The organism is Limnohabitans sp. TEGF005, assembly GCF_055394835.1.
This window is the reverse complement of sequence record NZ_AP029226.1, coordinates 509,296-534,505: the sequence shown is the minus strand read 5'-3', so window position 1 is coordinate 534,505 and position 25,210 is coordinate 509,296. Positions and strand designations below refer to the sequence as shown.

The 25,210-nt window shown below is 59.6% G+C and carries 16 protein-coding genes; 8 read left to right on the top strand and 8 right to left on the bottom strand.

The window, feature by feature from the left end:
- Nucleotides 1–21 precede the first annotated feature (21 nt).
- The 7 genes from ACZ5RG_RS02540 to ACZ5RG_RS02510 form a co-directional block, all read right to left on the bottom strand.
- The gene (locus ACZ5RG_RS02540; RefSeq protein WP_464447701.1) at nt 22–1,506 is read right to left on the bottom strand and encodes a sensor histidine kinase; all 1,485 of its coding nucleotides are present in this window, start codon (nt 1,504–1,506) and stop codon (nt 22–24) included.
- A gap of 75 nt (nt 1,507–1,581) precedes the next feature.
- Entirely contained in the window at nt 1,582–4,368 is a 2,787-nt protein-coding gene (gene fdhF, locus ACZ5RG_RS02535) for a formate dehydrogenase subunit alpha (protein WP_464447700.1), read from the bottom strand.
- Nucleotides 4,365–6,089 (bottom strand): NADH-ubiquinone oxidoreductase-F iron-sulfur binding region domain-containing protein, encoded by a 1,725-nt coding sequence (locus ACZ5RG_RS02530; protein ID WP_464447699.1) that lies wholly within the window; start codon nt 6,087–6,089, stop codon nt 4,365–4,367. The genes fdhF and ACZ5RG_RS02530 overlap by 4 nt, the downstream gene beginning before the upstream one ends.
- Nucleotides 6,090–6,211: 122 nt before the next feature.
- Nucleotides 6,212–7,504 carry a benzoyl-CoA 2,3-epoxidase subunit BoxA gene (gene boxA, locus ACZ5RG_RS02525; RefSeq protein WP_464447698.1) on the bottom strand — a complete coding sequence of 431 codons (1,293 nt, stop codon included), beginning with the start codon at nt 7,502–7,504 and terminating at the stop codon, nt 6,212–6,214.
- A 337-nt stretch (nt 7,505–7,841) separates the two neighbouring features.
- A complete protein-coding gene (boxB, locus tag ACZ5RG_RS02520; protein WP_298600789.1) occupies nt 7,842–9,269 on the bottom strand; it encodes a benzoyl-CoA 2,3-epoxidase subunit BoxB in 1,428 nt (475 codons plus the stop codon).
- 88 nt (nt 9,270–9,357) lie between these two features.
- On the bottom strand, nt 9,358–11,025 hold the full coding sequence (gene boxC / locus ACZ5RG_RS02515; RefSeq protein WP_298600786.1) for a 2,3-epoxybenzoyl-CoA dihydrolase: 1,668 nt from the start codon (nt 11,023–11,025) through the stop codon (nt 9,358–9,360).
- 158 nt (nt 11,026–11,183) lie between these two features.
- Nucleotides 11,184–12,098: a helix-turn-helix transcriptional regulator gene (locus ACZ5RG_RS02510; protein ID WP_298600783.1), complete on the bottom strand. Its 915-nt coding sequence runs from the start codon at nt 12,096–12,098 to the stop codon at nt 11,184–11,186.
- A 208-nt stretch (nt 12,099–12,306) separates the two neighbouring features.
- On the opposite strand from ACZ5RG_RS02510, the gene ACZ5RG_RS02505 reads away from it, so the two are divergent.
- The 3 genes from ACZ5RG_RS02505 (at nt 12,307) to ACZ5RG_RS02495 (ending at nt 17,728) form a co-directional block, all read left to right on the top strand.
- A complete protein-coding gene (locus ACZ5RG_RS02505; protein ID WP_464447697.1) occupies nt 12,307–13,878 on the top strand; it encodes a 3,4-dehydroadipyl-CoA semialdehyde dehydrogenase in 1,572 nt (523 codons plus the stop codon).
- Nucleotides 13,879–13,958: 80 nt separating this feature from the next.
- Nucleotides 13,959–15,518 (top strand): benzoate-CoA ligase family protein, encoded by a 1,560-nt coding sequence (locus tag ACZ5RG_RS02500; RefSeq protein ID WP_298600777.1) that lies wholly within the window; start codon nt 13,959–13,961, stop codon nt 15,516–15,518.
- Nucleotides 15,519–15,727: 209 nt separating this feature from the next.
- Nucleotides 15,728–17,728, top strand: coding sequence for a methyl-accepting chemotaxis protein (locus tag ACZ5RG_RS02495; RefSeq protein ID WP_298600774.1), 2,001 nt, complete (start codon nt 15,728–15,730; stop codon nt 17,726–17,728).
- 120 nt (nt 17,729–17,848) lie between these two features.
- On the opposite strand, the gene apbC is transcribed toward ACZ5RG_RS02495, so the two are convergent.
- Nucleotides 17,849–18,937: an iron-sulfur cluster carrier protein ApbC gene (gene apbC / locus ACZ5RG_RS02490; protein WP_464447696.1), complete on the bottom strand. Its 1,089-nt coding sequence runs from the start codon at nt 18,935–18,937 to the stop codon at nt 17,849–17,851.
- Between the two features lie 83 nt (nt 18,938–19,020).
- On the opposite strand from apbC, the gene ACZ5RG_RS02485 reads away from it, so the two are divergent.
- The 5 genes from ACZ5RG_RS02485 to ACZ5RG_RS02465 all read left to right on the top strand — a co-directional run bounded on the left by ACZ5RG_RS02485 (nt 19,021) and on the right by ACZ5RG_RS02465 (nt 25,152).
- A complete protein-coding gene (locus tag ACZ5RG_RS02485; RefSeq protein ID WP_464447695.1) occupies nt 19,021–20,211 on the top strand; it encodes a patatin-like phospholipase family protein in 1,191 nt (396 codons plus the stop codon).
- A gap of 94 nt (nt 20,212–20,305) precedes the next feature.
- Complete coding sequence (gene metG, locus ACZ5RG_RS02480; RefSeq protein WP_464447694.1) at nt 20,306–22,387, top strand: methionine--tRNA ligase; 2,082 nt, start codon at nt 20,306–20,308, stop codon at nt 22,385–22,387.
- Between the two features lie 28 nt (nt 22,388–22,415).
- Nucleotides 22,416–23,153, top strand: a complete 738-nt coding sequence (locus ACZ5RG_RS02475) for a YoaK family protein (protein ID WP_298600763.1) — start codon at nt 22,416–22,418, stop codon at nt 23,151–23,153.
- Between the two features lie 37 nt (nt 23,154–23,190).
- The gene (locus tag ACZ5RG_RS02470; RefSeq protein ID WP_315234759.1) at nt 23,191–24,870 is read left to right on the top strand and encodes a SulP family inorganic anion transporter; all 1,680 of its coding nucleotides are present in this window, start codon (nt 23,191–23,193) and stop codon (nt 24,868–24,870) included.
- A gap of 75 nt (nt 24,871–24,945) precedes the next feature.
- A complete protein-coding gene (locus tag ACZ5RG_RS02465) occupies nt 24,946–25,152 on the top strand; it encodes a DUF3460 family protein (protein WP_312260986.1) in 207 nt (68 codons plus the stop codon).
- Nucleotides 25,153–25,210: the final 58 nt, after the last annotated feature.

The window sequence follows — 25,210 nt, the reverse complement described above, 5'->3', positions numbered from 1 at the left end:
AACCCCTGGAGAAATGGAACATCAAGATGCCAACACATAGTCGCGTGTGGGCAGGCTCAACAAGAATACCGTACCTTGGCCTGGCTCGCTCTCGAAGCTCAAATGACCGCCATGAGACGCCACAATCGACTGGCTGAGCCACAAACCCACTCCCATCCCTTTTGATTTGGATGTTTTGAACAGGGCAAATACGTCCTGTTTTTGAGCGTCATCGATACCGCAACCGTTGTCCGCAATGCGCAGATCGATCCAGTCAGGGCGGACCTGCCCGGAAATTGAAATGCGAGAGGGTTGCACCGGCTTTTCGACCAGTGCATCGATGGCATTGTTCAGCAAGTTGAGCACCACTTGCTGCAACTGGGTGGCGTCCCCCGTCAACAGCAAAGGCTCATTCAGGTTGATGTTGATTTCGATGCCGCAACGCGTGGCATGGGTGCGCGCGATGTTGACCACGTCTCGCACCTTTTGGGCCAAGTCAATGCGGACATATTCACCCTTGCCGGTGGCAAACATGCTGCGCAAGGTGCGAATGATGGCGGCGGCTTGGCGTGTGTCTTCCCGAATAAGATCGGCCAGTTTGTGGGCTTCGGCCAATGCGGCTTGCGGGTCACGGTTGCGCTGAAGGTGTGACTCGATCAGCTCGGTCTTGAGCACGATGGTGGTCAGGGGTTGGTTCAGCTCATGGGCGATGCTGGCCACCAGCGCCCCCATGCCCGCGCTTTTGTTAGACAGTGTCAGCTGTCGGATGATTTCTTCGCGTTCACTGAGAAGCACCGACAAATCTTCTGAGTGTTGCAGCAACAAAGCCGAGCGTTCCTGCTCTCGCGCCAGACCCTGCTCAGCCTGAATTTGACCTTTGTGAATCTGGTCCACAAATATTTGCATGAAGCCCACACTGAGCATGGTGACGGCGACAAACTGGCCCCCAAACACCACCGCTTGGTCCCAGGACATTTCGTACAAATCCACAGCACCCCAACCGCCCAGCAATGCCAAGGTCTTGATGCCCAGACTACCCACCAGCAACCACCCGGCCAACTGCACGGCCCTGGAACCAAAAGGATCATGCGTGACGCCAATGCGCCGTCCTGACACCACATATTCCAGGCAATTGAGGGTGTAAAACCCGTAAAAAAGAAGAATCACACCGGCCTCGGAACCACCCGAAAAATAAAAGCCGTACGTGGCCAGCAGGTACACCCCGTAGAACGAACCCATGCCCCATAGCCAGCGGCGGTCGGCAGGACCATTCAGAGAACGCAATGCGGCCTGCCGCCCGAAATTGCCCAAGGCCATGAACAACACGCCCCAGAAGACCACCACATCGGTAGGCAAGAGGCCCCGGCACCCCAACACCCAAACCCCCAGCGCACTGAAGATGCCCGAGACACTCCACAACGTGACCAGCCCACTGCGGTAGCGCGACATGCCATACCAGATGGCCGCGTGCAGCACCAGGTAAAGAAAAGCATCCATCCAGAAAATGGTTTGCACGTCGATGTTCAAGCGAAATCCCCCCGGTGGTCTGGATGAAGCCCATGTGCTGCAAGGCATGCAGCACAAGAGGTGGGCAGCGCCGGATTATGAGGGCTGGAGCGCTGAGACCCGCACCGCGCAGTATTTGAACTCCGGGATCTTGCCAAACGGATCAAGTGCCGCATTGGTCAGCTCGTTGGCTGCCGCCTCGACATAGGCAAACGGAATGAACACCGCGCCCAGAGGCGTGCCATCATCGCAGCGGACTTGCAGCTCAACTTCGCCCCGGCGTGACGCAATGCGCACGCGTTGCCCGGCTTGCAGGCCCAGTCGGGCCAAGTCGGCGCTGCACATCGACACGGTGGCCGCAGGTTCGAGCGCATCGAGCACCGTGGCCCGGCGCGTCATGCTGCCGGTGTGCCAGTGCTCCAGTTGCCGCCCGGTGATGAGCACCATGGGGTAGTCGGCATCGGGCTGCTCATTGGCCGGGATCACCTCGACGGGCACCAGCCAAACACGGCCATCTTGGGTGGGGAAATGGTCATGGAAGACGATGGGCTGACCGGGATCGTCGGCACTCACACAGGGGTAAGTGACCGAGCCCGCGTTCAGCCGCGCCCAGTCAATGCCGCCAATCGCCGGGGCCATGGCCTGGCGCATTTCGTCATACACCGCTGCCACGCCATCGTGTTCACCAGCGTAGGGCCAGCTCAGGCCCATGCGTTCGGCGATCTGCTGAATGATCCACAAATCGGGCTTCGCGTCGCCTGGCGGCAGCACCGCCTGACGGCCCATTTGCACCGTACGGTCGGTGTTGCTGACGGTGCCGGTTTTTTCGGGCCAGGCGCTGGCGGGCAGCACCACATCGGCCAGCCAAGCGGTTTCTGTCAAAAAGATGTCTTGCACCACAAGATGCTCAAGACTGGCCAGCGCATGGCGGGCGTGGTTCAGGTCAGGGTCACTCATGGCCGGGTTCTCGCCCATGATGTACATGCCGCGCACCTTGTGTGGGTCGCTCTCAGGCGCAAGCGCCTTGTGCATGATTTCGACCACCGTGTAACCGGGCTGGTCGTCCAGTTTTGTGTTCCAAAATTTCTCGAACCAGTCGTGCGCCGACTTGTCATTCACGCGCTGGTAGTTGGGGTACATCATCGGGATCAAACCCGCGTCGCTCGCACCCTGCACGTTGTTCTGACCACGCAGTGGGTGCAGGCCCGTGCCGGGGCGACCAATCTGGCCGGTGATGCTGGCCAAAGCGATCAGGCAGCGCACGTTGTCGGTGCCGTGCACATGCTGGCTCACGCCCATGCCCCACAAAATCATGGCGGCCTTGGCGCTGGCATAGGCCCGCGCCACTTCGCGGATCGTCTCGGCAGGGATGCCGCAAACCAGGCTCATGGCCTCGGGCGTGAAGCCCTGCACATGGGCCTTGAGTTCGGCCACGTTGTCGGCACGTTGGCTCAAAAACTTTTCATCGCACAGGTTTTCGGTGACGATGACGTGCAGCATGGCGTTGAGCAAGGCCACATCGGTGTCGGCCTTGAACTGCAGCGTGCGCCAAGTGTGGCGACCAATGTCGGTGATGCGCGGGTCGGCCAGCACGATGCGGGTGCCGCGCTGGGCGGCGTTCTTCATCCAGGTGGCTGCCACCGGGTGGTTGGCCGTCGGGTTGGAGCCGATCACGATGATGAGGTCTGAATGTTCGACATCGCGCACTGGGTTGCTGACCGCACCCGAGCCCACGCCTTCAAGCAAGGCCGCCACGCTGGAGGCGTGGCACAGGCGGGTGCAGTGGTCCACGTTGTTGCTGCCAAAGCCGGTGCGCACCAACTTCTGGAACAAGTAGGCCTCTTCGTTGCTGCCCTTGGCCGAGCCGAAACCGGCCAGCGATTTAGGGCCATATTGGGTGCGCAGGGTGTTGAGCGGCTGGGCAGCCAGATCAAGCGCTTCTTGCCAGGTCGCTTCGCGGAAGACCTCGCGCCAATCGGTGTGGCCGTCAATCAGATTCAGGTCCTTGGCCACACCGCTTTTTCGGATCAGGGGTTTTGTGATCCGGTCAGGGCTGTGGATGTAGTCCATGCCAAAGCGGCCCTTGACGCACAAGCGCCCTTCGTTGGCCGGGCCTTCGCGACCTTGGACGCTGATGATTTTGTCGTCCTTGACTTGGTAAGTGACCAGGCAACCCACCCCACAAAACGGGCAGACCGAGTCAACTTCACGGTCCACCTTTTGCGGGCCGATGTGGCTCTTGGGCATCAGCGCACCCGTCGGGCACGCCTGCACGCATTCCCCGCAGCCCACACAACTGCTGCCGCCCATCGGGTCGGCCAAGTCGAACACCACCTGCGTGTGCGCGCCCCGAAATGCGAGACCAATCACATCGTTGACCTGCAGGTCGCGGCAAGCGCGTTCGCAGCGGTTGCACTGAATGCAGGCATCCAGATTGACGGCCATGGCGGGGTGTGACAGGTCGGCAGGCACGGCTTCACGGCGCAGCTCGGCCAAGGCGGGGCGTACCTGCACGCCATGGTGCTCAGCCCAGTGGCTCAGCTCACCATGCGGGGCTTCGGCACGGTCATCGAGCCATTTGTAGCCTTGCTCAGGCAGATCGGCCAGCAACATCTCAAGCACCATCTTCTGGCTTTTGACGGCACGTTCGCTGTCTGTGCGCACCGACATGCCGGGTGTGGCAGTGCGGCAGCAGCTGGGCGCGAGCGTGCGCTCACCGGCCACCTCGACCACGCAGGCGCGGCAATTGCCGTCGGGCGTCAAGCCCTCCTTGTGGCACAAATGCGGGATGGACAGCCCCAAGTCTTTGGCGATGTTGAAAATGCTTTTGCCAACCGGTGCCTCAACCGCTTGGCCATTGAGCGTGAATTGAACGGTGCTCATGCGCGGCCCCCCACTTCATGCTGAAAGTAATCCAGCACACATCGGATCGGGTTGGGCGCGGCTTGGCCCAGGCCACAAATGGAGGCATCGCCCATGACCTGCGCCAGGTCTTGCAGAGTGTCAGCATCCCACGCTTGGGCGGCCATGAGTTGCGCCGCTTTGTCGGTGCCCACGCGGCAGGGGGTGCACTGGCCACAGCTTTCGTGGGCAAAGAACTTCATCACGTTCAAAGCCGCTTCGCGGGCACTGTCGTCTTGGCCCAGCACCATCACAGCGGCCGAGCCGATGAAGCAGCCATGCGGCTGCAGGGTGTCGAAGTCCAGCGGCACATCGGCCAGGCGGGCAGGCAAAATGCCGCCACTGGCCCCTCCGGGCAAATAGGCATACAGCGTTTGCCCCTCGGCCATGCCACCGCAGTATTCGTCCACCAGTTCGCGCAGCGTGATGCCCGCAGGCGCGAGCTTGACACCCGGCTGGCCCACACGCCCGCTCACGCTGAAGCGGCGCAGGCCTTGGCGATCATGACGCCCATGAGCGGCAAAGCTGTCAGCACCCTGCTCCAGTAGTTCACGAATCCAGAAAAGCGTCTCAAAGTTGTGCTCCAACGTCGGGCGACCAAACAGGCCCACCTCGGCGATGTAGGGCGGACGCAGCCGTGGCTCGCCGCGCTTGCCCTCAATGCTTTCGATCATGGCGGATTCTTCGCCGCAGATGTAAGCCCCAGCTCCCCGGCGCAACTCGATGCGCGGCAAAGCGCAAGGCGGGTTCAGTTTGAGCGCGGCCAGTTCTTCGGTCAATAAAACACGCGCTTCGTGGTACTCGTCACGCAGGTAGATGTAGACCGCTTCGCAGCCCACGACGCTGGCAGCAATCAGCACGCCCTCCAAAAAACGATGCGGGTCGGCCTCTAGACAGGTGCGGTCCTTGAAGGTGCCGGGCTCGCCTTCGTCGATGTTCACGGCCATCAGGCGCGGCCCAGGCTGGCTGCGCACGATGCGCCATTTGCGCCCAGCCGGAAAACCCGCGCCGCCTAAACCGCGCAGGCCCGAGGACTCCAGGCATTGGATGACCGATTCATGGTGTTTCAAACCCGCCGCCACCTGCAAAGCCAACTGGTAACCACCAGCCCGTTGGTAAGCGTCGAAGCGAATGGCCTCTGGCAAGGGATTCGGTGCTGTCTGCTGTGCGGTCACACGCTGGGTCACCGCCGCCACCGTGGCTTGCGCCACAGCCTGCTGGCCCACTTGCACAGCAGGTGCCTGCTCGCAACGACCCAGGCAAGGCACCGGCACCACCTTCACATTCAGCAACTCGTTTTGCAATTGGCGCAACAAGGCGTTGCTGCCTGCCAGGGTGCAGCTCAGGCTGTCGCACACGCGCACGGTGATGCTCGGGGCGACTTCGTCGTCTTTCAGGATGTCAAAGTGGTGGTAGAACGAAGCGACCTCGAACACCTCGACCACGGGCAAACGCATCTCGGCAGCCAGCGCCACGATGTGGCGCTCGAACAGGCCATGAAAATGGTCGTTGAGCACATGCAAGTGTTCGATCAGCAAATCACGGCGGTGGCCGTCTAAAGGCGGCAAACCGATCAGGCCCTGCACCTCGGCGCGTGCCGCGGGCGTGGTCTGACGGCCTTTGAGTTGCGACCGGGGCTTGCGCAGTTGGTCGCGCAGCGCATTCAGTCCGATACGGGTTTCAGAAATGGAATCGGTCTGCATGCGAAATTGTCACATCCGTTTGAGAAATTCATGGCTGCCATGAACAAGCGCTGAAAGAGACCTTCGCCTGGCATACCCACAGGTCGGGGCCTTCAGGTACGTCATGGGGCGATGCGCTTGGATCAGTACGTCTCGAGGTGCAGACGACCCTCTTTTTTGAGCGTGCCACCGATGGCGTCCCAGTCAAGACCCGCGTTTTGCGCGATGTCGCGCAAGGCCATGACCACGCCCTCTTCCATGCTTTTAAGGCCACACACGTAAAAACAGGTGTTGCCGTCTTTGAGCAAAGCCGCCACATCGGCAGCACGGTCTCGCAGGGCATCCTGCACGTAACGCTTGGTCTTGCCCTCTTCGCGGGAGAAGGCGAATTCGGTGTCAATAAAATCTTTGGGCAGGTTGTTCAAAGGGCCAAAGTAAGGCAACTCAGCAGGCGTGCGGGCACCAAAGAACAGCATCAACTTGCCGCCCTCGAACTTGCCGCTGGCCCGCAGGCGACGACGCCATTCGGTCATGGCCCGCATGGGCGCAGAGCCTGTGCCGGTACAGATCATGACGATGTTGCTCTTGGGGTGGTTGGGCATGAGGAAGCTCGCGCCAAACGGCCCGATCACCTGCACCTTGTCACCCACATTCAAATCGCACATGTAGTTGGAGGCGACACCGCGCACGGGTTTGCCATCGTGGTCTTCGAGCACGCGCTTGATGGTGAGCGAGAGGTTGTTGTGACCCGGGCGCTCGCCATTGCGGGGGCTGGCAATCGAGTATTGGCGAGCGTGGTGTGCCTTGCCTTTGGCGTCTTCGCCTGGGGGCAAGATGCCGATCGACTGGCCTTCGAGCACCGGGAAAGGCAGGTTGCCAAAATCCAGCACGATGTGGTGGGTGTCATATTCCTTGCCAACTTCGGTCACCCGCAGGTTGCCGGTCACGGTGGCGGTGATGGATTTATCGGCGGCCTTGGGGCCATAGAGGTTGGTGTAAGCGTGGGCGGCAGACCAAGGGGGGATCGTCGCACCAAACTGGGCCGAGTTGAAACCCGAAGCGGTGGCGGTGCTGACCACGGAGGCGGCCGAGGCGGCATCGGCGGCACTGTCTTGCGTTGGCGCAGCGTCACCGGATTCACCACCGGCAGCCGCCAGCTCTGCGGCACTGAGCTCGGCGGGCAGTTCGTCCCACTTGAGTTGTTCTTCGATGCTGTAGGCCTTGGCCTTGGGCATCATGCGCCAGTTGTCAATCGAGCCTGTGGGGCATGGCGAAATGCAGTCCATGCACGAGTTGCAGATGTCGGCCTTGACCACGTAGTTGAGCGAGTCATGGGTGATGGCCCCCACTGGACAAATCGCTTCGCAGGTGTTGCAGCGGATGCAGATCTCGGGGTCGATGACGTGCTGTTTGATCAGAATGGATTCAGTGGTCATGGCATGCTTCCTCAGGCTTTTTGTGTTTTGTTCTGCGGTTTGTCTGTGTTGACTGCCGGTGTCTTGCTTTGCGCGTTCCGCAAGGGCATGGCTGGGGGCCGGGCACCTCATACGGGGTACCGGAAAATCGGTGCCCGGCCCCCAGCCATGCCCTTGCTATGTGGCGGTTTTTCCGTTCGCAGTCTACCGGCGTTTGCGAGCGAAACACACACCATGCAGTTGACAGAGGAAGGGGCGGGTGACGATTTTCCGGTACCCCGTAAGAGGAACCCGCCCCTTCCTCTGTCAACTGCCGCCCCCCCAAAAGGAGGCAGCAGTCGATCAAAAGCTCAACGCATCAATTGAAGCGGACGTAATCAAAGTCCACTGGCTGACGGTTGATGCCCATGACGGGTGGCGCGATCCAGTTGGCAAACTTGCCTGGCTCAACGACACGGCCCATCAGGCTGGCCACGTAAGCGCGGTCTTCGTTGGTAGGCAACCACTCACCCACCTGCGCCATCCACTGCTCATCGGTCACCACACGGCCATCGGGCGTGATCTTGGAACCGGACAAAGAACCAATGTTGCGGTGGAAAGCCTTGTGTGGCGCGGTCAATGTGAAAGGAATGCCTGCCTTGGAGATCACACGGTTCCAGCGCTCGATGCCGCCTTTGGAATCGGTGATGTAGTCGTCGCGCAGCACTTCATTCAAAGCGTTGAGCATCGGCACTTCTTTTTCGATCAACTTGCCGTCTTCGACCGACAGGATCTTGTAGCTGTTGCCCTTCAGGACGTGGTCATCACCACGCTTGCCTTCTTCGTAACGGCCCTTCAAGCCAGAGCTGTAGAAGGTGGCGGCGTTGGACGACTCGTCGGCACCGAACAGATCGATGGTCACCGAGAAGTGGAAGTTGATGTAACGCTGGATGGTCGGCAGATCGATCACACCGGCAGCGCGCAGCTTGGCGACGTCGTCGGTTTTGAGCTGGTTCATCACATCGACTGTGCGCTGGATGGTGCGGCTCACGCCGGACTCGCCCACAAACATGTGGTGCGCTTCTTCGGTCAACATGAACTTGGTGGTGCGGGCCAATGGGTCGAATGCCGACTCGGCCAATGCGCACAACTGGAACTTACCGTCACGGTCGGTGAAGTAAGTGAACATGAAGAACGACAACCAGTCAGGCGTCTTCTCGTTGAACGCTTGCAAGATGCGTGGGTTGTCTTCGTTGCCGCTGTTGCGTTGCAACAAGGCATCGGCTTCTTCGCGGCCATCTTTGCCGAAGTATTTGTGCAGCAGATAGACCATGGCCCACAGGTGGCGGCCTTCTTCGACGTTGATCTGGAACAGGTTGCGCAAGTCGTACATGCTGGGCGCGGTCAGGCCCAAGTGGCGTTGCTGCTCAACAGACGCTGGCTCGGTGTCGCCCTGGGTCACGATGATGCGGCGCAGGTTGGCGCGGTGTTCGCCAGGCACGTCTTGCCAGGCTTTTTCGCCGATGTTGTCGCCGAAGTGAATCTTGCGGTCTTGTTCACCGGGGTTCAGAAAAACGCCCCAACGGTAATCGCGCATCTTGACGTGGCCGAACTGGGCCCAGCCTTGTGGGTCCACGCTCACGGCGGTACGCAGGTACACATCCATGTCGGTTGAGCCTTCGGGGCCCATGTCGTCCCACCAGTTGATGAAGTTGGGCTGCCACTGCTCGAGCGCACGCTGCAAGGTACGGTCTTCCGACAGATTGACGTTGTTGGGGATTTTTTCGCTGTAGTTGATACCGGACATGAGAGTCTCCAGAAATTAAAGCAACGGTGGGGTCAAATTTCGGTTGCAGCAGGCACCACCGGGAAGCCCGCTGCACAACGCAAAAACATCAGACGCGGTTCATGTCGAACTGAACTTTTTCGCCTTTGCCGTAAACCTTCAAGGCCCCTTTTTCGCCCACGGCGTTGGGGCGCTGGAAGATCCAGTTTTGCCAAGCAGTCAGGCGACCAAAAATGCGGGTGGCCATGTTTTCTTTTTGGGCAAAACGCAGGTTGGCTTCCAGGCCGGTCAATGCATCGGGCGACATGGAGGTGCGCTCTTCCAGAGCCAGGCGAATTTCGTCGGCCCAGTCGATGTCGTCAGGTGCCGCTGTCACCAAGCCCAAGGCCAGAGCCGCATCGGCATCCAACGGGGTGCCGATGGCACCGCGTGCAGCTTCCATCGCAGGCACTTCTTCGTAAAAGCGGCGCTGCAGACGAGTCTGGTCGTTGACCATGGGGAAGAAACCGAAGTTCATTTCGTTCAACTGGATCTTGGGGGCCTTGGCGGCATCGTCGGGCAAAGCCAGCATGTAAGCGCGGTCGGCGCAGAAAGCCAGCTCGGCCAGTGTGCCGACAAAACATGTCCCTTCTTCGACCAAGGCGAACAGGCTGCGCGAGGTCACGTCCATGCGGGCCAGGGTACGACGCAGGTGACCGATGGTTTCACGCACGAACCAATGGTCTTTGTTCGCCAGCATGGTCGCGTCGGACGCCAACACAGCGGCGGCATCACCCGACGTCTTGATGACCCAAGTACCCATTTCGAGTTCGTTGGTACGCATGTGCAGGATGGCGTCGTCGAGTTCACGCACCATTTGCAGCGGCCACCAGTTCACACCTGCGGCTTGAATGCCGGCGATGTCGGTGGGTTGCGCTGTGGCCGGGGCCTTGACGGTGAAGGTGGCGATGCGCTTGGCGCGGTCGATCTCCACAGTCACATGGGTGTAGCTCAGGCTGTCGGCCGCGATGGTGCGGTTCAGCGGGGTCAAGGTCACGCCCTGTACGCCAGCACCAGGTGCTGGGCGGTTGCTGCCAGCAGCCAGCTTGGTGGCTCGGGCCTGAACAGCCTCTTTGAACAAGGCCGGCTTGGCCACCGCGTCCACCAGACGCCAGTCCACTGCTTTTTGGCCGCGAACGCCTTCGACGCTGGTGCAGAAAATGTCGGCCAGGTCGTGGCGCACATGGCGCTTGTCAGTGACGCGGGTCAAGCCGCCTGTGCCAGGCAACACGCCGAGCAAGGGCACTTCAGGCAAGGACACGGCGCTGGAACGGTCGTCCACCAACACGATTTCATCGCAAGCCAAGGCCAGCTCGTAGCCACCACCAGCGCAAGCGCCGTTCAGGGCGGCGACAAATTTCAGGCCATCGTGCTTGCTGGAGTCTTCGATGCCGTTGCGGGTTTCGTTGGTGAACTTGCAGAAGTTCACTTTCCAGCCGTGGGTGGAGACGCCCAACATGAAGATGTTGGCACCGGAACAGAACACGCGGTCTTTCAGGCTGGTCACCACCACCGAGCGCACTTCTGGGTGCTCAAAACGGATGCGCTGCAAAGCGTCGTGCAATTCGATGTCCACGCCGAGGTCATAGCTGTTGAGCTTGAGTTTGTAACCAGGGCGGATGCCAGCGTCTTCGTTGATGTTGATCGACAGGGTGGCGATCTCGCCATCAAAGGCCAGGTTGATGTGCTTGTATTGGGAAGGGTTGGTTTGGTAGTCAACCTGTGGCGCTGCGGTCATGGATGTCTCCGTTAGAGGGTGGTGGATTTGATTTCTGTCAAAAAATGCATTTCACTGCATGTTGAGCTGAAGTTTAGTGCAGACACCCCGGAACAGCAACATGCACTTTACTGCATTTACTAAGTGTTTTCCCTAGGAAATGAAATATCACCGCGGCATCAAGCCGGCAATTGCAAATGTTGGCGAACCGAAGTACGCAAGGCGTCAAATGCCTGGTCTTCGGAACGCGCACTGGTATTGATAGCGAGATCGGCTTTGGAATAAAAGGCCGAGCGCCCTTCCAGAATGCGCTTGAGGTCTTCCATCGCCTCGCGGCTGGCGGCCATGGGGCGCATGTCGCCTTGCGCGGCCACACGGCCCATGTGGTCGACCGCATCGGCTTGCAACCAGACGGTGGTGCAGTGCGAGAGCAGCAAGTTGAAGTTGGCCGAATCGGAGACCAGACCGCCGGGGGTGGCGATCACCACTTCGGGGTAGATCTGGATGGCTTCTTCAAGGGCGCGACGCTCGTAACGGCGGTAAGCGTTGGCGCCGTACAGGTTGTGGATCTCACTGATCTGGCAACCCGCAAACTGCTCGATTTCGCGGCTGAGCTCTATGAAGGGAAAGCCCATGTCATTGGCCAGGCGCTGCCCCAGCGAGGTTTTACCCGCGCCACGCAGGCCAATCAAGGCGATGCGGTTTTTGCGCTCTTGTGCGTTACCGCCCTCGCCAAACATGTCGCTCAACTGCACGCGCACGCGGCGCAAATCGGCCTCGCTGCGTTTGGAGAGCAATTCACGGATCAGCAACCATTCGGGCGAGAGGGTGGTCACGTCACCCAGCAACTCGGCCAGTGAGCATTGCAGGGCATTGGCCACTTGCAACAACACCAACACCGACACGTTGCCGGTGCCGTATTCGAGGTTGGCCAAGTGGCGCTCAGACACGTCGGCCGCCACCGCCACGGCGCGGCGCGTCATGCCCTTGCGCGAACGCAAGGTGCGCACCCGATCACCCAGCGCTTCCAGAAACGGACTGCGCTTGGTCTCGGGCTCGGACGGCTCCATCAACGTGGACTCTTGAGATGTCATGCTCAACCTTTGATTACAGACAAGGGAAAACCCTTAAATTTCAACAACCCCAAAACATGCACTTTAATGCATACTCACAGGCAAGCACAATAGTGCATCAGCTGCTGTTTATACCGCCAACTGAACAGCAAGAACAGTTTTTTGTTGCATGCCAGTGCATGCTCACCCGAAACGGTCGTCTTCAATCGACCCTCTGAAAGCCAAGCACATGACCACCTCTTTGCTCCCCAACTTCATCGCAGGCCGCTGGCAAACCGGCACGGGCGAAGGCACGCCCCTGTTTGACCCCGTGCTGGGCACCGAGCTGGCCCGCGTCTCGAGTGCAGGCATCGACCTGGCCGAAGGCTTTGCGTTTGCACGCGAACAAGGTGGCGCGGCACTGCGCGCAATGAGCTACGGCCAGCGTGCCACCTTGCTGAGCAAAATCACCGACGTGCTGCAAGCCCACCGTGACGCTTATTACGAGATCGCCACCGCCAACAGCGGCACCGTGGCCAAGGACTCGGGTGTGGACATTGATGGCGCCATCTTCACGCTGGGTTATTACGCCAAACAGGGCGCAGCTCTGGGCGAAGCCAAGCTGCTGCTGGACGGCCAGCGCATCCGCATGGCCAAAGACCCGGCCTTCCAGACTCAGCACATCCAGGTGCCCACCCATGGCGTGGCTTTGTTCATCAACGCCTTCAACTTCCCCAGCTGGGGCCTTTGGGAAAAAGCCGCCCCGGCTCTGCTGTCGGGCGTGCCCGTCATCATCAAGCCCGCCACCGCCACCGCGTGGTTGACCCAGCGCATGGTCAAAGACGTGGTGGATGCGGGCGTGTTGCCAGCCGGCGCGTTGTCGGTCATTTGCGGCTCGTCAGCGGGCCTCATGGACCAGCTCAAATCGTTTGATGTGGTGTCGTTCACCGGCTCTGCCGAGACCGGCAAGATCATCCGCAGCCACCGCGCCGTGACCGAGCTGTCGGTGCGCTGCAACATCGAGGCAGACAGCCTGAATTCGGCCCTGCTCTCACCCGCAGCCACGGCCGACAGCGAGGCTTTCAAGCTGTTGGTGAACGAAGTCAGCCGTGAGATGACTGTCAAATCCGGTCAAAAATGCACCGCCATCCGCCGCATCTTTGTGCCTCGCGCTTTGTACAAGGCCGCGGCTGAGGCCATTAGCGCGAAACTCGCCAAAACCACCGTGGGCAACCCTCGCAACGACACCGTGCGCATGGGTGCCTTGGTCAGCCAGGAACAAAAAGCCAGCGTACTGGCTGGTTTGGTTCAGCTCAAGACAGAAGCCACCGTGCTGTTTGATGGCAGCGCCACCGCACTGGTGGAGGCCGACGTGTCGAGTGCCTGCGTCGCCCCGGTGCTGCTGGGCACCGAAACGCCCATGACTGCCCAAGTGCTGCACGCGGTCGAGGTGTTCGGCCCGGTGTCCACCCTGATGCCTTACGACAGCATTGAAGAGGCTTACACCATGATCCGTCGGGGCGAGGGTTCGTTGGTGTGCTCGGTCTACAGCGAAGACCCGGTTTTCATGGCCCAGGCTTCGGTCGAATTGGCCAGCAGCCACGGGCGTGTGCATGCGATTTCGCCCGATGTAGCGGCCCTGCACAGTGGCCACGGCAACGTGATGCCCATGAGCCTGCACGGTGGCCCCGGCCGAGCCGGTGGCGGCGAAGAACTGGGTGGCCTCAGGGCGCTCAATTTCTACCACCGCCGAAGCGCCGTTCAAGGCAGCTCGCTGGCCCTGGACCAACTGGCGACACAAGGCATGGCACTGCCCCTGTGAAGCAGCAGCGTGCCCCGTTAAATCCCCTATGGCCAGAACAAAAAATCTGGCCAACATAACAAACACCCGAGAAGACAAACATGACCCGCACCGTGAATGCACCATCTGCAGACTTCAACTTTGCACAGCACCTGATCGCCAACAACGCCTCACGACCGAACAAAACCGCCTTGATCGACGATGTGGGTTCGGTGACCTATGGCGAGTTGACCGAACAGATTCGTCGGTTTGCAGGCGGCCTCAAGGCCATGGGCCTCAAACGCGAAGAGCGCGTGCTGCTGCTCATGCATGACAGCAGCGACTGGGTCGTGGCCTTTTTGGGCTCGCTTTATGCGGGTGTGGTCCCCGTGGCAGTCAACACCTTGCTCACAGCCGAAGACTATGCCTTCATGTTGACCAACAGCCGAGCCCAGGCGGCACTGGTGTCAGGCGCTTTGCTGCCCACCTTGCAAGCCGCGATGAGCCTCGTCAAAACCGAGGTGCAGCATGTGGTGATTTCGCACCCCACCGCGGCCCTTTCGCAAGGCCAATTCGACATGGCCGATTTCGTCCGGCAAAGCAACCCCGCCTTGCCCGCGCCCACGCTGGCCGATGAACCGGCTTTCTGGCTGTATTCATCCGGCTCCACGGGCAAACCTAAAGGCACCGTACACAGCCAGGGCAACCTTTACTGGACGGCCGAGTTGTATGGCAAAGACGTGCTCGCACTGCGCGAAAGTGATGTGGTGTTTTCGGCGGCCAAGCTGTTTTTCGCCTACGGGCTGGGCAATGCCCTGACCTTCCCCTTGAGCGTGGGTGCGAGCGTGGTGTTGATGGCCGAGCGCCCCACCCCCTTGGCCACATTCAAGCGCATGGTCGATCACCAGCCCACCGTGTTTTATGGTGCGCCCACAGGCTACGGCGGCATGCTGGCCAGCCCTGACTTACCCGCAAAGAACCTGGTCGCTCTGCGCCTGTGCTCGTCTGCGGGTGAAGCCCTGCCACGTGACATCGGCGAGCGCTGGACCGCCCACTTTGGCTGCGAAATCATTGACGGGATCGGATCGACCGAAATGCTGCACGTCTTCCTGTCCAACCGCCCCGGCGACGTGCGCTACGGCACCACCGGCAAAGCCGTATCTGGCTACGAGGTGGAATTGCGCAACGAAGACGGCAGCGTGGTCACCGGCCACAACGAAATCGGCGACCTCTACATCCAAGGTCCCAGCAGTGCGCTCATGTACTGGAACAACCGCGAAAAAACCCGCGACACCTTCCAGGGTGTCTGGACCAAGAGCGGTGACAAGTACACCCGCGACCCCGATGGCTACTACACCTATGCGGGCCGCAACGACGACATGCTCAAGGTCAGCGGCATCTATGTCTCGCCTTTTGAAGTCGAGGCCACCTTGGTACAGCACCCGGCCATTCTGGAAGCGGCCGTGATCGGCAAGGAAGACACCGACGGTCTGACCAAGACCAAGGCCTTCATCGTGCTCAAACAGGGCCAAACCCTGACGCAAGACGAAGTCAAGGCTTTCGTCAAAGAACGCCTGGCACCCTACAAATACCCACGATTCATTGAATTTGTGGCGGAATTGCCCAAAACAGCCACGGGCAAGATCCAGCGGTTCCGATTGCGGGATCTGGAAAAGAACTGAAGCGCGGTGGGCGGCGTGAACACCCCGCCCACCGAACGGCAACAACAGTGCAGCGCAACGGGCACTGCCGTCCGCTTTCGGTCGCTTTGAATTTTTTTAAAAACCACAGATGCGGTTTAAATAATTTAAAAGTGATAAATATGATTCCAATACGTACAAACCCTTAAAATCACCATCATTGGCGCATTGAGCGCTTACGAAGGTGATTCATGCAAGTAAAAACAAGGTTGATGCTGGGCGGGCTGGTGGCTTTTCTCGGTCTTTTGGCCGTCACGGCCATGGCGCTTTTCCTGGAAAAGTCGACCATGATGGACGACAAAAAACTCAAAACACGGCATCTGGTGGAATCGGCTCACACCGTGCTGGTGCATTTCCATGAGTTGGAAAAATCAGGCGCAATGACCAAGGACGCAGCACAGACGGCCGCCGTTGCCGCTGTGCAAGCCTTGCGCTATGAGCAAAAAGAATATTTTTGGCTGAATGACCTGACGAGCCCGATTCCCAAAATGGTCATGCACCCCACGGTGCCTGCCCTCAACGGCAAAGTGCTGGACGGCGCCAATTTCAACTGTGCGACCACCTTGCAAGCTGGCTCAGATGGCCCTGTGGTTCACACCGATGGCAAGAAAAACCTGTTTGTGGCCTTCAACGAAGTGGCCCAAAAATCAGGCCACGGTTTTGTGACCTACAACTGGCCCAAACCCAAGCTGGGTGGCGGCACGACCGAAGAGTTGTTTGAAAAACTTTCTTACGTCAAAAAATTCGAGCCATGGGGCTGGGTGATTGGTTCAGGCATCTACATCGACGATGTGGATCGTAAATTCTGGGACTTGGCGCTTCAGTTTGGCGGCATGGTGCTGGTGGTGATGCTGATCCTGGCTGGCATGATCCGCTGGCAAGTGCTGGGTATCACGCGCCCACTGGATGAACTGCGTGCCATGGTGGTGTCAATCGAAAGCTCTTCCGACTTTTCGCGTCGCTTAACCATTGAAAGCCAGGACGAGGTGGGGCAAACCGCCATGGCCTTCAACCAACTGATGTCTGCACAGCAAGTGGCCATTGGCGAAGTCAACGCCGTCGTCGAAGCCATTGCCGCAGGCGACTTCAACAAACGGGTCAACGCCGACCTCAAAGGTGATCTGGGCATCATGAAAGCGGCCGTCAATGCCAGTGCGCAAAGTGTTGACTCGACCATGACCGCTTTGCAAGATGTGATGCAGGCACTGTCCAACGGCAACTTCAGCAAACGCATGTCCAGCGATGTGAAAGGCGATTTGCGCACTGCAGTGGACAGCGCCATGCAAGCCATGGAAACGCTGCTCAATGACGTGGGCTTGGTCATGAACGGCGTGGCTCAGGGCGATCTTCGGGGTCGCATTCAGGCCCAAGGCCGTGGCGATCTGGCCACCCTCAAGGACAACATCAACCGCTCACTCGAAGCTTTGGGCAACAGCATGGTGGCCATCAACAGCAACACACGCCAAGTGGCTGCGGCGGCCAACGAGACCAGCCAAGCCATCAACCAAATCAGTGACGGCGCACAAAACCAGATGCATGCCATCGGTCAATTGGCCAATGCGGTGCGCGAAACCGCGGTGTCGGTCACAGACGTGTCCCGGAACACCGAAACAGCCAGCGCACGCTCGCATGAATCAATGGCCATCGTGCGGGCGGGCAAAGACAAAATGTCCACCATGGTTGAAGTGGTCAACGGCATCGCTGCCAACTCGGAAAAAATCAACAAGATCACCGAAGTGATTGAAAGCATTGCCAACAAGACCAACTTGTTGTCGCTGAACGCGGCCATTGAAGCAGCACGGGCAGGTGAACATGGCAAAGGCTTTTCGGTGGTGGCCGAAGAGGTGGGCAAGCTGGCGTCCAGCAGCGCCGAAAGCACCCAAGAAATCTCGCAGTTGGTTCAGCAAGCTGTCGCCCAAGCCCGGCACGCCGTGGCCACGGTCCAGGAAGTCAGCCGCGACATGGAACGCATTGAAACGGGTGCCCATGAAGCCAACGGCATGATGCAGCGGATTTCAGCCGCTCTGGAACAGCAAAGCTCAGCAGTTCAGGAAATCAACGCCAACGTGGCCAACCTGAACAAGATCGCAGAATCCAACGCGGCCGCGAGTGAAGAGATCGCCGCCACCGTGATCGAGCTGTCCAAAATCGCCGATGGCACACGCCAGGAAGTGGACAAGTTCAAAGTTTGAGCGCGAAAAAGCGCTCGGTGACTGACCGATCCAGAGCCGCTTGTGCGTTTGATGCGATAACGCATCGTCGGCCAACGCGGCTCAGGATAAGCTCGGCGAGCTTGCGGTTGGCGCTTCGCCTCAGGTGTCCTTGCTGACCTTGATGGTCGGGAACTTGGACGAAAAGTCCTTGGCCTTGGCCGCGATCTTGACCGCCACCTGACGCGCCACAGCCTTGTAAATCTGGGCCACCTCGCCATCGGGATCAGACACCACCGTGGGCTTGCCGTTGTCGGCCTGCAGGCGAATTTGCATGTCCAGGGGCAACGCGCCCAGGTAGTCCATGCCGTACTCGGCGGCCATTTTCTTGCCGCCATCGGCGCCAAAAATGTGCTCCACATGGCCGCAATTTGTGCAGACGTGCACCGCCATGTTTTCAACCAAGCCCAAAATCGGCACGCCGACTTTCTCGAACATCTTCACGCCCTTTTTGGCATCCAGCAGGGCGATGTCTTGTGGCGTGGTCACGATCACCGCGCCCGTCATGGGCACGCGCTGCGACAAGGTCAACTGGATATCGCCCGTGCCGGGTGGCATGTCCACGATCAAATAATCGAGTTCTTTCCAGTTGGTCTGACGCAGCAGCTGCTCCAGCGCCTGGGTGGCCATGGGGCCGCGCCAGATCATGGCCTCGTCTTGGCTGACCAAAAAACCGATCGACATGACCTGCACGCCGTAGTTCTCCATGGGATCCATGGTCTGGCCGTCTTCGCTCTCGGGGCGGCCCTCAATGCCCATCATCATGGGTTGGCTCGGGCCGTAAATGTCGGCATCCAGCAAGCCCACTTTGGCACCCTCGGCCGCCAGCGCCAGCGCCAGGTTGACGGCGGTGGTGCTTTTGCCCACGCCACCCTTGCCCGAAGCCACGGCCACGATGTTTTTGACCTGTGGCAGCAGCGCCACGCCGCGCTGGGCCGAGTGGGCGGCGATCTTGCTGATCACGTTGGCCGACACATTGGCCACGCCCGCCACGCTCTTGGCAGCGGCAATCAGCGCCTGGCGCAGCGCCGGGATCTGGCTCTTGGCGGGATAGCCGAGTTCCACATCAAAGGACACATCGCCACCATCGACCACCAAATTCTTGAGGGCTTTGGTAGACACAAAGTCCTTTGCGGTGTTCGGATCGATCACGGTTTGCAGGGCTTGGAGCAATTGTTCTGAGCTGGCCATCGGAATTCATTCACAAAAAAAGGTACCGAAGTCTACCCAAGCGCGGGTGTCCCCTGATTTCTCATGGTTGAAACGCCGCTAGGATGGACTCAATGAGCAACACAACAGGATTGATACTTTCAGGCGGCGGGGCCCGTGCCGCGTACCAAGTTGGCGTGCTCGCCGCCATCGCTCGCATGCGACGAGAAGCCGGCGCAGCCCATGGCAATCCTTTTCCGGTGATATCGGGCACTTCGGCCGGCGCCATCAACGCCGCTTTTTTAGCCTGCAGTGCCGATAATTTTGACCAGGCCATGGAAGACCTCGTCCATGTTTGGAGCCACTTTCAAGTCGAACAAGTCTACCGATCTGACGTCCTGGACATGCTCCGTTCAGGGGCACGCTGGATGTCTCTGCTGTCGCTGGGCTGGCTGATCACGCAAAAACGAATTCGCCCCAAATCGCTGCTGAACAATGACCCTTTGAGCGATTTGTTGCAAGAACGCATTGACCTGGAACGACTGCCAGGCTTGCTTCGGGATGGGCATTTACAGGCACTCGCCATCACGGCGTCCAGCTACAGCACGGGTGAACACGTCACCTTTTATGAAAGCTGTCGCGCGGTCACCCCCTGGGTCCGGAACCAGCGATTGGCTCAGCATGGCCGCCTGACGCACCAACATTTACTGGCCAGTTCTGCGATTCCGTTCATTTTTCCAGCCATGCGGCTTGAGGGTCCTCAGGGAACAGCCTATTTTGGTGATGGCTCAATGCGGCAGACGGCCCCGATTTCACCGGCTATCCACTTGGGTGCCAGCAAAATCCTGGTGATTGGGGCTGGCCGCATGCTGGAGCCTCGGCAGGTGACAACGCAAGAACCGACGTACCCGTCTTTGGCCCACATCGCCGGCCACGCTCTGTCCAGCATCTTTCTGGATTCATTGGCGGTTGACGTCGAACGCATGCAACGCATCAACCAAACCTTGCAACTGATACCGATTGAAAAACGCCTGGATACCCACCTGCGCCCCGTTGAACTGCTGCTGATCGCCCCTTCACAGCGGCTGGATGTGATCGCAGCTCGACACGCGGACGCCTTGCCGCAAACGGTCAAAAGCCTGTTGCGCACCCTGGGGGCAAGTCAGACCACTTTTCACGGGCAAGGCAATGCATTGGTCAGCTACCTGCTGTTTGAAGCGGCTTACACCCGCGAACTGATGGCCCTGGGCGAATCCGATGCCCAACAACAACGGGCCGACATCGAGCGGTTCTTCGGTTGGACCGCCAAGGCCTGATGGCCACACAGGCGACCATCCAGCACAGCAGGGCCGCAGGCTGTTAGCGTCTAAAATCAAAAGCTTGCCTTCAAGGTTTTAAGCCACTCCCGACATGTCTAAGCGCCAACTCTTCGTCACCACCGCCCTGCCGTACGCCAACGGCAACTTTCACATCGGCCACATCATGGAATACATCCAGGCCGACATCTGGGTGCGGTTCCAGCGCATGCAAGGCAGCCAGGTCAATTTTGTGGGCGCCGACGACACGCACGGCGCACCGATCATGATCGCCGCCGAAAAGGCCGGCAAAACGCCACAGCAGTTCGTGGCCGACATCGCCGCAGGCCGCAAGCCCTATCTGGACGGTTTTCACATCGCCTTTGACAACTGGCACAGCACCGACGCGCCTGAAAACCACGCGCTGGCCCGCCAGATTTACCGCGACCTGCGAGACATCAGCGCCGCCGACGGCGGCTCGCTGATCGAGGTGCGCTCGGTTGAACAGTTCTTTGACCCCCAAAAGAACATGTTTTTGCCCGACCGCTTCATCAAAGGCGAGTGCCCCAAGTGCCACGCCAAAGACCAGTACGGCGACAACTGCGAAGTCTGCGGCGCGGTCTATGCCCCGACCGACCTGATCAACCCGTTTTCGGCCCTGTCCGGGGCCAAGCCCGAGCTGAAAACCTCAGAGCACTTTTTCTTCAAGCTGTCTGACCCGCGCTGCGTCGCGTTTTTGACCCAGTGGACACAAGACGGCAAGCTGCAACCCGAGGTGGCCAACAAGGTCAAAGAATGGTTCAGCGTGCGCACCAACCCCGATGGCACGACCAGCGAAGGCCTGGGCGACTGGGACATTTCGCGCGATGCGCCCTACTTCGGCATTGAGATCCCCGATGCGCCCGGTAAATACTTTTATGTGTGGCTGGATGCGCCTGTGGGCTACTTGGCATCGCTCAAAAACCTGCTGGACAAGCGCGGCGAAGACTACGACGCCTACATGGCCAACCCGAATCTGGAGCAGATCCACTTCATCGGCAAAGACATCGTCACCTTCCACACCCTGTTCTGGCCCGCCATGCTGCACTTTTCTGGCCGCAAAACGCCCAACAAGGTGAACGTGCACGGCTTCTTGACGGTGAACAACGGCGAAAAAATGAGCAAGAGCCGAGGCACGGGCCTGGACCCGCTCAAGTACTTGAGCTTGGGCATGAACCCCGAGTGGCTGCGCTACTACCTGGCCGCCAAGCTGTCGGGCCGCAACGAAGACATCGACTTCAACGCCGAAGACTTCATGGCCCGCGTCAACAGCGACTTGGTGGGCAAGTTCATCAACATCGCTTCGCGATCAGCCGGTTTCATTGCCAAGCGTTTTAACGGCCAACTGGGCACCGTCAGCGCCGACGGCCAAGCCCTGCTGGCGGCACTGCAAAGTGCAACGCCCGGCATTGCCGCCTTTTACGAAGAGCGCGAATACGGCAAAGCCTTGCGCGAAGCCATGCTGCTGGCCGACAAGGTCAACGCCTATGTGGACCAAAACAAGCCTTGGGAGCTGGCCAAGCAAGAAGGCATGGATGCACGCCTGCACGATGTGTGCAGCGCCTGCATCGAAGCCTTCCGCCTGCTCACTCTGCAGCTCAAACCCGTCCTGCCCGCTTTGGCCGCTCAGGTCGAATCGTTCTTGAACGTCGCCCCCTTCACCTTTGACGCAGCGCAGACCCTGCTGGGTACGGGCCACGGCATCAACGCCTACCAGCACCTGATGCAGCGTGTGGACATCAAGCAACTTGAATCGCTCTTTGAAGCCCCCGAAGTGGCGGTGCCTGTGCTGATCCCCGGTGGCGAAGAGATCGCACCCACCATCAGCATCGATGACTTTGCCAAGGTCGATCTGCGCATCGCTGAAATCGTCAACTGCGAGCCCGTCGAAGGCTCGGTCAAGCTCTTGCGCCTGACACTGGATGTGGGCGAAGGCCGCACCCGCAATGTGTTCAGCGGCATCGCCAGCATGTACAAGCCCGAAGACCTGATCGGCAAACTGACGGTGATGGTGGCCAATTTGGCACCGCGCAAGATGAAATTTGGCGTGAGTGAAGGCATGGTGCTGGCCGCCAGCCACGCCGATGAAAAAGCCGAACCGGGCATCCATGTGCTCCATCCCTGGCCCGGTGCCAAGCCCGGCATGCGGATTCACTGATCCCTGAGCACACCCTGGAACGCTGCACATGTTTCCCCTGATCCGTGGATGGACCGATGTGCAACGAAGCCCAGAGGCCAATTTGCGTCTGGGCTGGGTGCTGAGTTTTGTGGCAGGTGCCACCAATGCGGGCGGTTTTTTGGCTGTTGGGCAATACACCTCGCACATGACCGGCATCGTCTCATCGGTGGCGGACGACGTGGTGCTGGGTCATTTCGGCCTGGCTGCGGCTGGACTGACCTGCCTGATGGCCTTTGTGTTGGGCGCGATGTGCACCGCCATCATGGTCAACTGGGGTCTGCGCCAGCGTTTGCACAGCAGTTACAGCCTGCCTCTCATGCTCGAGTCTTTTGCCCTGCTGGTATTTGGCCTGTTTGGGGCCGCCATTGCAGCCTGGTCACAGCTGTTCTTGCCCATCACCGTGCTGTTGCTTTGCTTCATCATGGGTTTGCAAAACGCGGTCATCACCAAAATCTCCAAAGCCGATATCCGAACCACCCACATCACGGGCCTGGTCACCGACATCGGCATTGAGCTGGGCAAATGGGTTTACATCAACCGTTTGGATGGTTCAACCTCGGTGCGGGCCAACCGCGAACGTCTGAGGGTTCAAACCGGCTTGGTCATGGGATTTTTGATAGGCGGGCTGCTGGGTGCGCTCGGGTTCAAGCACTTGGGCTATGTGACCACCGTGCCCTTGGCTGCGCTGCTTTGGCTGCTGAGCCTGCGCCCCTTGCTCGATGACTTGCGACAACGTGCCGCATGATTTTCGACCACGCCATGAATAAACACCCTCCAATCCCATGAACTGGCCACAAGCAACCCACTTTTTCAGACCCCGATTGCTGGACAGTCTGGCTGGCTACAACCGCCAAAGGTTGACCCAAGACATGGGCGCGGGCATCACAGTCGGGGTGGTGGCTTTGCCGCTGGCCATGGCCTTTGCCATCGCCTCGGGCCTGAAGCCCGAAGCGGGTCTGTTCACGGCCATCATTGCGGGCTTTTTGATCTCAGCCTTGGGCGGCAGTCGCGTGCAAATTGGCGGTCCCGCAGGCGCGTTCATCGTCATCGTCTACGGCATCGTCGAACGCTACGGCCTGGCCAATCTGATTCTGGCCACGGCCATGTCGGGGGTTTTGCTGTTTTTGATGGGCCTGTTCCGACTCGGTTCCTTGATCCGTTTCATCCCGGTGTCGGTCGTGATCGGCTTCACCAACGGCATCGCGGTGCTGATCATGCTGTCGCAGATCAAGGACTTGATGGGTCTGAAAATCCAGGCCATGCCCGCTGACTTTTTCAGCATGCTGAATGTCTTGGGCCAAAACCTGCACACCGCCAATCTGGCCGCTTTGTTGGTGGCCTTGGGCTCTTTATCGCTGTTGGTCGGCTGGATGCGCTTGGGCCGCCGCCTCGAAAACACCCCTTACCGCTGGGTCAGCTTGGTGCCGGGCTCCATCATTGCGCTGCTGTTTGCCACACTGGCCTGCTTGGGCCTGTCTTTGCCGGTGGAAACCATCGGCAGCAAATTCGGTGGCATTCCGGCCGTCATGCCCAGCTTCCAGTGGCCTGCGTTCAGCTGGGACAGTGCGCGCTTTTTGCTCATGCCCACCCTGACGCTGGCGCTTTTGGGGGCAATCGAATCGCTGCTCTGCGCCCGGATTGCCGACGGCATGATCGGCGATCGTCACAACCCCAACCAAGAGTTGATGGCGCAGGGCGTGGCCAACTTTGTCACCCCCTTCTTTGGAGGCATGCCGGCGACCGGCACGATTGCCCGCACCATCACCAACATCAAAAGCGGGGGCAACAGCCCCATTTCGGGCATGGTGCATGCACTGACCTTGCTCGCCGTGGTGTTGCTGGCGGCGCCTTTGGCTGGGCATGTGCCCCTCGCGGCGTTGGCGGCCATCTTGATGTTTGTGGCCTGGAACATGGGCGAATGGCGCGAGTTTTTGCTGCTGCGCCATTACCGCCTACCCTACCGCGCCACCTTGTTGGCGGTGTTCTTTTTGACGGTCGTGTTTGACCTCACAGTCGCTGTTGAGGTGGGCCTGATCACGGCCTGCCTGACCTTCATTTACCGAATCTCGAGCCTGAGCCGCAGCGAACCCGTCAGTTGTCTGGAGCATCCCGGACTGGCAGGGCACGAGGCCCGCATTCAGGCTTGGCGCTTGTACGGTGCGCTGTTTTTTGGGGCCGTCAAGTTGGTCGAGGACATCGAAGACAAGACCCACACCCCCGTGCTGGTGCTTGACCTGAAAAACGTGATTTATGTGGATTCTTCGGGGGCCGATGCCCTGATGAACCTGATCGACACCTGTCGTAAAAAAGAGGTGCAGCTGATCATTTGTGGTTTGTTGCACCAACCCCTGGACATCGCCGGACGCAGTGGCCTGCTGGAACACCTGGAAGGGCGGCTCGAGCCAGACCTGCCTGCCGGCCTGCAGCGGGCCGTCAGCCTGGTGATGCGTCCGGGCCAGTAAAATCCTCACCTTCGGTTTGCAGCGTGCCTGATTGGGCACCCGGCTCACCCCACTTTGTCTGCCAGAAAGTCCTCCATGTCCATTTTTCGCCGTCCTGACTACACCTCGGACACTACACAGTTCATTGAGCAACTGAAGGCGCAACGCCCCGAGCTGGAAGCCGAACAGCGCCAAGGCCGTGCTTTGCTGTGGGACAAACAACTGAGCCGTAACGAACAACAAGAATTCAAAGAAGCGCGTGTGGCCCAAAAGCCCTACGTTTACCAGACCCAACCGACCTGAATTTCAGGCTGAGCGCTGCGCGGGCGAAGCCATTTCCCGCTGCGGCGTTCACCACTGG